The following is an 11600-nucleotide window of genomic DNA, read 5'->3' on the forward strand; positions in this document are numbered from 1 at the left end:
TGATGAGACGGGAGGTATCGGAGGGGCAGCGCCGCGCGTCAGCGCACGCGCGTCCAGGTCTGCGTCTTGCAAAGCGGGAAGAACACGCAACCGCGGAGCTTCAGCTGGTTGGCGCCGAGCGGGGTGATCTTGCCGCTGTAGGTCTTGCCGTCTTCGGCATTGTAGACCTGACCACTGCTCCAGACACCGTCCGAGTCCGGCTTGAACCCGCTGAGCATCTGCATGCCCTGGATCGGGCGATTGCGGAGCGCGGTGTTCGAGTTGTTCGCGTCCTTCATCGAAGGGTTGGCGCGCAACGCGTCGGAGGTGAGGATCTTGCCGCAAATCGACGGGCCGCAGCGAGCGATCTCGACGATGGCGTTGTGCGTTTCGGTCTTCCAGCGGCCGATCACGGTCTCGGCGGTGGCAGGTGCGCCGGCGAGCATCGCGGCGATAAGAAACAGGGACATCTTCTATCCTCTCCTAGAATTGTGGGGACGCCGTATGTGTACGGTCGTTAAAAACTCGTCAGGTCGCCGACGTTATCGCGACCTTGTTGCCGTATACGGCATGCAAGGTCCCGCCCTAGTTTTGTACGAAGACAAGTCAAGTCTTCTTACTGATTCTGGCCAGTGAAAAAGTGTTCACGTGGCATGTGCCGTCATTCCCGCGGAGGCGGGAACGCATAGGGGCTAATCTCGCGATCATGCCGCAAAGTCAGCCGATATGGGCCCACGCCTGCGCGGGGATGACGACCGGTTAGTTCCGCAGCGGCTTGCCGGTTTGCAGCATATGCACGACTCGCGCCTGAGTCCGAGGATCCTTGACGCTCGCCATGAACGCCGCGCACTCCAGGTCGAGCAGTTGGTCCTCGGTCACCGTGTCGACCAGATCGGCGTCGCCACCGGTCAGCACCTCGGCCAGACGATCCGCGACGACGAGGTCGTAGTCGGTTGCCATCCCCTTCTTGTGGAAGTCCGCCACCGCCATGTTCAGCCCCGTCCGGCCGCTCGCCCCCGCCAGGCGGAAGGTCGGCTTCTCCGGCGCGACATAGCCGTCGACCAGCGACAGCGCCTTGGCCTTCGCATCCGCCAGCAACCGGTCGCGGTTCATCGTGATGCCGTCCGCCTTGCGCAGGATCATCATCTCCTTCGCCTCCGCCGCCGACTTGGCGACCTGAGCGGTGGAGACCGCCTGGAACACCTTGGTCAGCACCGGCATCGGCCCGTTCGGCAGCGTGCGCGACTTGGTCCAGCGGTCGAGCATCTCGCCATTGCCGCCCCAGCCGGGGACGAGCCCGACGCCGCATTCGACGAGGCCGGCATAGGTCTCCGCATGCGCCTGCACCGCGTCCGAGTGGAGCAGGATCTCGCACCCACCGCCGAGTGCGAGCCCGGCCGGTGCGCTGACGACCGGGAAGGGCGCATATTTGAGCGCCTTGTACGCCTGCTGCCCGCCGGAGACGCTTGCCTCGACCATGTCCCACATGCCCGCCCCGACCGCGAACATCGCCGCGCCGAGGTTTGCGCCCGCCGAGAAGTTCGACGCCTCGTTATACACCACCAGCGCCTTGAAGCGCTCGCGGACGACTGGGATCGCCTCGTTGATGAGCGCCACGACCTGATCGTCGAGCGCGTTCATCTTGGTGTGGAATTCAAGCGCCGCGACGCCGTCGCCGACATCCCAGAGCGACGCCGACAGGTTCGTGAGGATCGGCTGCGAGCGGAGCTTGATGTCCTCCAGCAGTTCGACACCGTCCGCGCGCGGTACGTCGGCATACTCACCGGTCGCGGTAAGATACTGGCGCTGGCCGTTCTCGACGCGGTAGAATGGACGATCGCCCGCGGTCGTCAGGATCGCAGGAACGTCGCGACCTTCTTCGGCAAGGCGCGAGGCAAGCACACCCGGCCCCATCCGGTCGATCAACTCGAATGGCCCGTATTTCCAGTTATAGCCGAGCTTCATCGCGTCATCGATCGCGACGACATCGTCCGCAGCCTCACCGACGAGCATCGCCGCGTAGGAGAGCACGCTGCCGAGAATGGTCCAGGCATAGGTGCCGATCTTACCCGGCTCGGCGATCAGCGCGGCAAGGTCCTTGCCGGTCTTGCCGGGCAAGTCCCCGGGCTTGGCTTCGGGACGATAGTCGCCGGTCGCGAGGTCGAGCGACAGCTTTGTCCGGGTCGCCTTGTCGAAGCGATAGAACCCACCCTTGCCCTTGCGGCCGGTGAACCCTTCGGCGATCATCTTGTCGACCAGCGGCAGTTCGCGCACCGTGTCGAAATACGGATCGCCAGCCGGCAGCGTGGACGACAGACTCTTCGACAACAGCGGCATCAGGTCGACACCGACGAGGTCGACTAGCCCGAAGATCCCGGTCTTCGGCACGCCCATAGGGCGGCCGCCGATTTGATCAGCTTCCTCGACGGTCAGCCCCTGATCCATCGCCGCGTTGATCGCGATCGCCAGCCAATAGGTGCCGATGCGGTTGGCGATGAAGCCCGGCGTATCCTTCGCGCGGACGATGCGCTTGCCCATGAAACGATCGACGAAATCCTCGACCTTCTCGGCGACCGCGACGTCGGTATGCTCACCACGGACGATTTCGACCAGGCGCATGTAACGCGGCGGGTTGAAGAAGTGCGTGATGAGGAAGTCGGCCTTGAACTGGTCCGAGCGTCCCTCGACGAGGTTGCCGAGCGGGATCGTCGAGGTGTTCGACGACACCGCGGTGCCGGGACGCTTTAAGGCTTCGAGCTTGGCGTAGAGCGCCTGCTTGATGTCGAGCCGCTCGACGATCGCCTCGACGATCCAGTCGCACTCCGCAACGCGGTCGAGATGATCGTCGATGTTGCCCGTCTCGACCAGCTTGGCCGCACGCTTCGACATGAAGGGGGCGGGGTCGGTCTTGAGCATCTTGGCGACCGCGCCCTTGGCCACCGCGTCACGGTCGCCACCCTGGGGCAGGTCGCGCGGCACGATGTCGAGCAACAGTACCGGGATGCCGGCATTGGCGACCTGCGCCGCGATGCCTGCGCCCATGACGCCTGCGCCAATGACGCAGACCTTCTTCACAGAGTCGACCATCATGCGCGCTCCAGCACCGTCGCGATGCCCTGACCACCGCCTATACACTGGGTAGCGAGCGCATAACGGCCACCTTCGCGCGACAAGAGCGACGCTGCTTTGCCGACGATCCGCGCACCGGTCGCGCCGAGCGGATGACCGATCGCGATCGCGCCGCCATCGAGGTTGATCGTCTCGTCCTTCAGGCCAAGGTCGCGGATGCAGGCGATCGCCTGGCTCGCAAACGCCTCGTTGATCTCGACCACGTCGAGGTCGGCGACGGTGATCCCGGCACGCTCCAGCGCCTTCTTCGACGCGCCGATCGGGCCAAGCCCCATCGTCTCGGGCGCGCAACCCGACACGCCGATCGACTTGATACGCGCGAGGATCGTCAGCCCGTGCTTCTTGGCGAACTCTTCCGAGGTCACCAGCACTGCCGACGCACCATCGGTCAGCGGCGACGACGTACCAGCGGTCACCGAGCCGTCCGCGCTGAACGCAGGCTTCAGGCCGGCAAGCGCTTCGGTAGTGGTGCCGGCGCGGATCGTGCCGTCCTGGCTGACCGGGCCCGCCTTGGTCTGGATCGTCACGATCTCGTCGGACAAGCGGCCATCGGCACGCGCCGCGGCAGCCTTGTCCTGGCTCTTCACCGCGAACGCATCCTGCTCGGCGCGCGTGATCTGGTAGTTGCGCGCGACGTTCTCGGCGGTCTCGCCCATGCCCATGTACGCGCCGGCGCTCTTCTTCGCGAGCTCGGGGTTGGGCAGGGGGTTGTAGCCGCCCATCGGCACGCGGCTCATCGATTCGAGGCCGGCGCAGATGAACGCCTCGCCCGCGCCGACCGCGATCTGGCCGTAAGCGATGTGGATCGCGCTCATCGACGAGCCGCAGAACCGGTTGACCGTCATACCGCCGACCGAAATCGGCAGGTCGGCGATCTGCGCGATCAGCTTGGCGACGTTGAGGCCCTGCTCGCCCTCGGGGAACGCGCAGCCGAGGATGATGTCCTCGATCTCGGCCGGATCGACGCCGGTCTTGTCGAGCAACCCGCGAATCGTCTGCGCGGCGAGATCGTCCGGACGGACGCGGGCGAGCTCGCCCTTGCCGGCGAGGTGGAACGGCGAACGGGCGTACCCGGCGATGACGACGTTGGTCACGATGATCCTCTCATATTGCGGTCGACCCGGTTAACGCTTGCGGGTTACCCTTAAGGTGCGATACCTCACCTTTACGTCAAGGTGAAGCGGCCGACAATATGGCTTACGCACACCATGTTATGGAGAGCGAGATGCAGGACACTTCCGGGGGCAAGGCGATCGGCGTACCGTTGCTGGGCGAGCCGCGGCTGCTGGGCGACATGCTCGACCTGTCGGTGCAGCGGTTCGGGTCGCGCAACGTGCTCGACTTCATGGGCCGGACGCTGACCTATGCCGCGCTCGGCGAGTCGGTCGATCGGGCGTCGCGGGGGCTCCAGGACATGGGCGTCGTGAAGGGCACGCGCGTCGCGCTCTGCCTGCCGAACACGCCCTATTATCCGATCCTGTTCTTCGCGATCCTCAAGGCCGGCGGCGTCGTCGTCAACGTCAACCCGCTCTATGTCGAGCGCGAGCTGGCGCATCTGCTCGAAGATTCCGGCGCGACGATCATCGCCACCTGCGACATTACCGAGATCCACGCGCGTGTTCTGAAGGTCGCGGGGCAGATGGGCGTGAAGCACGTCATCACCTGTCCGATCGCAGGCGCTCTGCCGACGCTGAAGTCGATCGCCTACCGCATCTTCAAGCGCGCCGAGATTGGCCATGCGCCCAGCGATGCGCGCCATTCGACGTTCGATGCGCTGCTCAAGGTGAAGGGCGCGCCGTCCCCGGTACCTGTGTCCCCTGACGAGGTCGCGGTGCTGCAATATACCGGCGGGACGACCGGCGAGCCCAAGGCGGCGATGCTGAGCCATGCGAACCTCGTCGCGAACGCCGATGCGATGGTCGTGTTCGTCGGTGGCGAGCAGCCGCACCAGGACCGCGTGCTTGGCGCACTCCCGCTGTTCCACGTCTTCGCGCTGACCACCGTGCTGACCTATTCCATCCGCACCGGCGCGGAGATGATCCTGCTGCCGCGCTTCGAGCTACAGCAACTGCTCAAGACGATCGAGCGGACCAAGCCGAGCTATTTCCCCGCGGTGCCAACGATCTATGCGGCGATCACCACGGCCGCCGAGACGCAAAAGATCGACCTGTCCTCGATCCACGCCTGCATCTCGGGCGGCGCGCCGCTGCCAGCGGAGGTGCGGATCGCGTTCGAGGCGGCGACGGGCGCGAAGCTGTGCGAGGGGTATGGTCTGTCGGAAGCCTCGCCGATCATCACCTGCAACCCGATCGATGGCCTCAACAAGCCAGGCTCGGCGGGCTTGCCGTTTCCCGGCACGACGATCGAGATCCGCGATCGCGAGGATCCGACCCGGCTGCTGCCGATCGGCGAGAATGGCGAGATCTGCGCCCGCGGTCCCCAGATCACGCAAGGCTATTGGCACAAGCCCGCCGCCACCGCAGACCTGTTCGCGGACGGCGCGCTGCGCACCGGCGATGTCGGGCATCTCGACGCGGACGGCTATTTGTTCATCGTCGACCGGATCAAGGACCTGATCCTCGCCGGCGGCTACAACGTTTACCCGCGCGTGATCGAGGAGGCGCTGTACGAACACCCCGCGGTGCTCGAAGCGGTGGTGATCGGCGTACCCGACAAGTATCGCGGCCAAGCGCCGAAAGCGTTCGTCGTGCTGGCCGAAGGTGCGGTCGCTACCCCGCTCGAACTGCGCGATTTTCTCCGTGACAAGATCAGCAAGATCGAGCTTCCCCGCGAGGTCGAAATCCGCGACAGTCTGCCCAAGACGCTGATCGGCAAGCTATCCAAAAAGGAACTTGTCGCTGAAGAGACCGCAAAGGCGGCGGCGTCGGAGGCGAGGGGAGTGGACGCGTGAACGACCGACAGGATGATTTGACCGGCATACAGGAAGTCTCGCGCATGCTCGGCGTGAGCGCGCGCACGTTGCGGTTCTACGAGGACAAGGGGCTGATCGAGCCCTGCCGGATCGGTACGACGCGTGTCTACACGCGGCGCGAAGTCGCCCGGATGCAGCTGATCCTGCGTGGCAAACGTCTCGGCTTCACGCTGCGCGATATCGAGGAGTTCCTCGACCTCTACGACGCCGACCCGCAGCATGTGGAGCAGATGCGCGCGCTCGCCGAACGCTGTCGCCAGCGGATCGACCTGCTCGATGCGCAACGCGAGGCGATCGTCCAGACCCGCGATGAGCTGGAGAAGATCGAGCAGGAGGCACTCGCGCGGATCCCGGCGGGAACGGTCTAAGTAAGACGGGAGGTCGTCCCCCCCCCCCCGAAACTGCACCACCCTCGAAACTGCCCTACCCCGGCCTCCGCCGGGGCAGGGCACACGGCGCAGATCGAGGAGCCCGTAAAATCCTCCCCCGCCAGGGGGAGGTGGCTGGCACTTGCCAGACGGAGGGGGAGGTAAGAGGAACAGCCGTTCCGCGTCCTCCCCCTTCGTCACCGGCGGCGCCCCCCCTTGCGGGGGAGGACCGCTAGTCCACCGCGAAGCTTAAAGCCCCACTACACCCCCATCGTTCTTCGTGATCACGATCGTCGCCGACCGCGGCCGTGACGGAGCCGTCACCGTCCCCGTCTGGTTGGCCGGCCAGCTGCTCGTAATGTTCGTCGGCCCACCATTCTCGCCCGGATGCTGGATGTTCACGAACAGCGACCGGCCGTCCGGCGTCGTATGGATGCCGGTGATCTCGCACTCCTTCGGCCCGACCAGGAAGCGACGCAGCGCCGCGCCCGGTGCCTTGCCGATCCGCGTCGTGACGGTGTTGCTCACGCCGCCCGCGGAACTGGTAACCGATCGCGTACCGCCGTCGCCGACGATTCCCGGCACCGAGGCGAGCAGCATGCAGTTGGTGACGTCGGTGTACGCGCCGTCGTCGGTCTCGATCCACATCACCGGTGCGATCGTCCCCGAGGCGTTGCTCGGCAACCCGAACCAGAGGCCGTCGGGCGACGAGAAGTCGTTGGTTGCGTCAAGGCCGGACAAATTGATGTTGGTCGGATCGAGATCGCTACCCGCACCGAAGGCGTAAATATCCCACCCGAAGGTCAGCGCCTCAGACGTATCGTCCTTTTCGCGAATGCGGATGATGTGGCCGTTGCGATTGCCGACCGCGGTCGACGGCGCATCGACATAGGCGCGTGGGTTGGGCGCATCGACCGTCGCGACGGTGCGCGACGCGTTATTGGTCAGCGTGCAGTACATCTCGCCGGTCGCAGGGTTGACCGCGGTCCACTCCGGCCGATCCATCCGCGTCGCGCCCAGCGCATCCGCGGCAAGGCGCGTATTGATCAACACATCGACCTGGCTCGAGAACGGATAGGCGGCATTGGCCGAGGTCAGCGGACCCACATTATAGGTCAGCGGCAGCCACTGGCCGGTGCCATCGGCCGCGAACTTCGCGACGTAAAGCGTTCCGGTATCGAGATACTTGTCGCCGATCGCCAGACGGTTCGCAGCCGTGGCATCGCTCGCCGACCACGGTGTGGCCGACACGAACTTGTAGATATATTCGTTCTGCGCATCGTCGCCCATGTAGAACGCCGGCTTCACGCCCGCGATCGTCCGGCCGATCTGGCAGCCCTCATGGTTCATGCGACCCAGCGCAGTCCGCTTGCGCGGCGTGGAGGTGGCGTCGAACGGATCGATCTCGACCACCCAGCCGTACTGGAAGATCTCGTTGCGGAAATCGCCCGTGCCATCGGCGGGCGCGTCAGCCTGCGCGGTGATGTTCCAGCGCGAATAGAGCGTGCTCGCCGTGTCCGTCGGCGTGACGGACCACCAGCCATAATTGCCAGCCGTGCTGCTGCTGCTCTCGGTCTTGCCATAGCGTGCGAGCGAGGTGTTGGCTTTGACGCCAGCGGGGCCGCTGGCCGCACGGCGTGCGCCGTCGCCGACTTCGCGGCGAAAATACCCGACCCAGTTCTCTTCGTTCGTGAGGTACGTGTTCCAAGGCATTGTGCCGTTTGCACAATTGTTGATCGTGCCGCGGCCCGTGGTGGCGTCGGGCGAATAGCGCGTCTTGAGGCTGTCGGCGCCACGCACAGGCCCCGAGAAGCTCATCGGCGTCAGCGGCGTGATCCGACGATTGAACGACGACGCGGTCGTATAGCTCCAGGCGGCAGCGCGGTTGATCTCGATCACCGAGACGCCGTGACATTCCATTTCCTTCAGCGCCTCGGCCTCAGGACGGACGCCACCGGTGTTGGTCGGGCCGTTCGGGTGCAGATACGCCTGCGTGATGTTTTCGTGATTGAGCACGAGCAGACCGCGCGTATTGCCGTTCGCATCCGGCGTCCCGGTAGCGGAGAGCCCGAAATAGCTCATGCCGTCATGGTGATCGCCGGCACGCTTCGAGAAAGTCGCGTCGGTGCCGTCATTGGCGTAGGCGCTAACGCCGTTGCCGATCGGATCGCCAAGCCGGTACAACACCGTCACCGCATAGCCCGATGGCACCGCAACGACATCCGCGAGACTCTTCGCAACCGCCGTGAAGCCGAGCGAGGCCGCGCCGACCGTTACGCTGGTGGTCGCCGTGACCGAGCCGCTTGCCGATACCGCGGTGAAGAGGAAGCTCAGCACCGTGCCAGCCACGGCGCCGGGAACGACGAACGTCGCGGTGGCGGTCATGGCGCCAGCGAGCGTGACGGCGGGGCCGGCGGTCTGCGTCCAGGTCACGCTGTCGACCTGCCCGATCGCTGCGCCGGTGAGCGTCGCGACGCGGCCGGCGGTCGAGCTGCCACCGGCGGTCGCGGTTACCGTGACCGGGCTAGACCCGTTGCCGTCATTGTCGTCATCGCACCCGGTCAGCAGCATGCCGCCGAACACTGCCGCGGCGGTCGCCGACATGCCGCCCATCAGGGTCTGGCGCCGCGAATAGCGCACCTCGATCAGGTCGTTCAGATGCGGATTGGCGGTCGGATTGGTGTCGATATCGCCGTCGGTATAGATGGTCTCGAACGTCATGCTTGGTCCCCCCGGGGATGGTTGCGTGGTGGTGTAACGATGCGTGAGGATTAGAATTTTGCGCCCAGCTCCACGCCGTAGAAGCGCGGCTCGCCAGCGATGTAGGTCGGGATCCCGAAGCCCCCGCCGGTGTTGCCCGCGTCGATCAGGTAGCGCTTGTTGGTCGCGTTCCGGACGAACCCGCCGACGCTGTAGCGGCCCTGCGCGAACTCGAGCCCGGCGCGCAAATTGACCAGCGTGTAGCCCTTCTGACTGATCGCCTCGGTGTTCGGCAGCTCGAAGAACACCTTCGACTTATAGGTGACGCTCGGCGTGGCGTAGAGCGTTGCCCCGCCGATCGGTGCGCGCAGGATCAGCCCGCCCGATGCGGTAGTCTTGGGCTGAAGACGGAACTGGTTGCCGGCGTAAGGGCCGTTCGCCACGTCGTCGCCGATACCGCCGTCGATATAGGCAAACGTCGCGAATGCAGACAGATACGACGCGAGCTTGAGATTGCCTTCGAGCTCGACGCCAACGCTGTTCGCCGAATCCGCGCTGCGCACCGTCGTCACGCCGTTGCTCGTCACCGAGAACTGGAAGCCGTCATACGTCTGGTAGAACACCGAGGCGGCGCCGCTGAACGGGCCGATGCTTCCCTTGATGCCGCCTTCGTAATTCCAGACCTTCTCTTCCGGAATGATCTGGAGATTGGGACCGACGCCGAACGCGGTGCGCTGTGCGGCAAGCTGGACCACCGGCGAGCGACGGCCCTTGCTGATCGTTCCGTAGACGTTGACCGCGTCGCTGAGCTTCAGCAGCGCATTGAAGCGCGGCAGGATCGCGGTGAAGCTCTTTTCGGCGACGAACTTGTTGCCGTTGGTGTTGGCCGTCCCGAGCAGGCTGGTCTGGATATTGAGGCTCGCGAGAATTACCGAGTTCGGCTGGATCGACGAATAGCCCGACTGGCGATCCTCGATCAGGATGCGCGCACCGGCGGTCAGTTCGAGCGCGGGGATCGGGATATAGGTCGCGTCGGCGAATACCGAGTAGGTGTTGTTCCTGCCGTAGTTCGTGAACTCTGCTGCGTAAGGTATTGCGGTCGCACGGCCGCCGGTCAGGATCGACGTCGCGCGGGTGGCCGGGATCGTGCCGTTGGCGGCGACGCAGCCCGTCTCGGTCGGAATGCCCGCGCGGTTCAGCGCGGTGCGGATCGGCTGGTACGCCGCCGCAACCGAACAGGCGAGATACGTGCCCTCTTCGGTCGCGAACGGAACGCGCTGGAAGCCGTTCTCGAAGAATGCGTTCCAGCCGACGGAGGCGCGATACTTCGGCCCTTCGAAGGCGAAGCGGCTCTCATGGCTCCACTGGTCGCCCTTCGCATCCTCGGCGAACTCCAGATACGCGGCGGGGCCGCCGTCCGCGTCGAAGACCTCCAGCGCGTCGAACCGGCGATAGCCGTTGACGGTCGTGAAGGTGATCCCCGGCGACAGATCCGCGGTGATCGTCAGATTGGCGTCGTAGACGTTGCGATCGAGCCCGAGTTTGCGTGCGCCGAGCACCGCCGCGCTGTACGGCGAGCCCGACAGTTCGGCATAGCCGTAATCGCCGGTCTGGCCGCCGGTTGGGGCGTGGGCGCGGCTCTTGAACGCGGTGCCGGGGTTGCGCTGGCCGTCATAGGTGAGGACGAGGTCGGCGGTGATGCTGTCGCTCGGGCGATAGCGCAGCGATCCGCGGATACCGCGCTGGTCCTGGCCGTTCAGATCGTCCTGGTCGACGCCGCCCTGATTCTGGTTGGGCACGTTCGCGTCGCCGGCGATGTTGCGGACATAGCCGTCGCGGTATTTGTAGGCGAACGCGATCCGCCCGGCGAGCACATCGTTGCCGGCATTGAGGAAGCCCGACACCTGCGTGCGGTTGAAATTGCCGTACGAGCCGTTGATCGCGCCCGATACGCCGGGCTGCGGCCTGGCCGAGATGACGCTGATCGCGCCGACTGCAGCGGCGGTGCCGAACAAGGTCGCCTGCGGGCCCTTCACGACCTCGATCCGCTCCAGATCGTACAGGTCCTGATACGCGCCGCGCGACCGGCTGATGTCGATGCCGTTATAATACAGCGTGACGCGCGCGCCCTGCTGCGACGAGCCATTGTCCGAGGTGATGCCGCGGATCACGAAGCCTGGGTTGTTCGCGCTCTGCTCCTGGATCTGCAGACCGGGGATGTAAGCTGCGACCTCGCTCAGCGAATTGACCCCGATCGACGCCATCTTCGCGCCGGTGATCGCGGTTACAGTGACGGGAACGTCGGCGATCCGCTGTTCGCGCTTCTGCGCGGTGACGACGATCTCGTCGGTTGGCGTGCCGTCCTGAACGTCGGCCTGGGTGGACGCCTGCGCAAGTGCGGCGGTCGAGCAGGTCGTGGCGAGCGTCGCAAGTGCGAGCCGCGTGAAGATGCGTGTCATGAAGTCCCCTGTGTCGTTGGGGACGCACTACGG

Annotated in this window: 7 protein-coding genes; 2 read left to right on the forward strand and 5 right to left on the reverse strand. The window is 65.4% G+C overall.

Annotated elements, in window-relative coordinates; translation table 11 throughout:
- Positions 1–38: 38 nt before the first annotated feature.
- The 3 genes from O6W96_RS02180 to O6W96_RS02190 form a co-directional block, all read right to left on the reverse strand.
- Positions 39–449, reverse strand: a complete 411-nt coding sequence (locus O6W96_RS02180; RefSeq protein WP_133031110.1) for a DUF2147 domain-containing protein — start codon at positions 447–449, stop codon at positions 39–41.
- A 289-nt stretch (positions 450–738) separates the two neighbouring features.
- On the reverse strand, positions 739–3066 hold the full coding sequence (locus O6W96_RS02185) for a 3-hydroxyacyl-CoA dehydrogenase/enoyl-CoA hydratase family protein (RefSeq protein ID WP_353468502.1): 2328 nt from the start codon (positions 3064–3066) through the stop codon (positions 739–741).
- Positions 3066–4202: a thiolase family protein gene (locus O6W96_RS02190; protein WP_353468033.1), complete on the reverse strand. Its 1137-nt coding sequence runs from the start codon at positions 4200–4202 to the stop codon at positions 3066–3068. The genes O6W96_RS02185 and O6W96_RS02190 overlap by 1 nt, the downstream gene beginning before the upstream one ends.
- Positions 4203–4333: 131 nt before the next feature.
- Here O6W96_RS02190 and O6W96_RS02195 point away from each other — a divergent pair, with 131 nt between their 5' ends.
- Together O6W96_RS02195 and O6W96_RS02200 are read left to right on the forward strand one after the other, a co-directional pair.
- Complete coding sequence (locus O6W96_RS02195) at positions 4334–6019, forward strand: long-chain-fatty-acid--CoA ligase (protein ID WP_353468034.1); 1686 nt, start codon at positions 4334–4336, stop codon at positions 6017–6019.
- On the forward strand, positions 6016–6408 hold the full coding sequence (locus tag O6W96_RS02200) for a MerR family transcriptional regulator (protein WP_120300301.1): 393 nt from the start codon (positions 6016–6018) through the stop codon (positions 6406–6408). The genes O6W96_RS02195 and O6W96_RS02200 overlap by 4 nt, the downstream gene beginning before the upstream one ends.
- A 249-nt stretch (positions 6409–6657) precedes the next feature.
- Here the strand turns inward: O6W96_RS02200 and O6W96_RS02205 are convergent, their stop codons facing one another.
- Both O6W96_RS02205 and O6W96_RS02210 read right to left on the reverse strand, forming a co-directional pair.
- Positions 6658–9129: a PhoX family protein gene (locus tag O6W96_RS02205; protein ID WP_353468035.1), complete on the reverse strand. Its 2472-nt coding sequence runs from the start codon at positions 9127–9129 to the stop codon at positions 6658–6660.
- 50 nt (positions 9130–9179) lie between these two features.
- Positions 9180–11567: a TonB-dependent receptor gene (locus tag O6W96_RS02210; RefSeq protein WP_353468036.1), complete on the reverse strand. Its 2388-nt coding sequence runs from the start codon at positions 11565–11567 to the stop codon at positions 9180–9182.
- Positions 11568–11600 lie beyond the last annotated feature (33 nt).

Source organism: Sphingomonas faeni, from assembly GCF_040407495.1.
Taxonomy (GTDB): domain Bacteria; phylum Pseudomonadota; class Alphaproteobacteria; order Sphingomonadales; family Sphingomonadaceae; genus Sphingomonas; species Sphingomonas faeni_D.

Coding starts and splice junctions, on each gene's coding strand:
- O6W96_RS02180 (WP_133031110.1), bottom strand. CDS start 449: ATGTCCCTGTTTCTTATCGCCGCGATGCTCGCCGGCGCACCTGCCACC.
- O6W96_RS02185 (WP_353468502.1), bottom strand. CDS start 3,066: ATGGTCGACTCTGTGAAGAAGGTCTGCGTCATTGGCGCAGGCGTCATG.
- O6W96_RS02195 (WP_353468034.1), top strand. CDS start 4,334: ATGCAGGACACTTCCGGGGGCAAGGCGATCGGCGTACCGTTGCTGGGC.
- O6W96_RS02205 (WP_353468035.1), bottom strand. CDS start 9,129: ATGACGTTCGAGACCATCTATACCGACGGCGATATCGACACCAATCCG.
- O6W96_RS02210 (WP_353468036.1), bottom strand. CDS start 11,567: ATGACACGCATCTTCACGCGGCTCGCACTTGCGACGCTCGCCACGACC.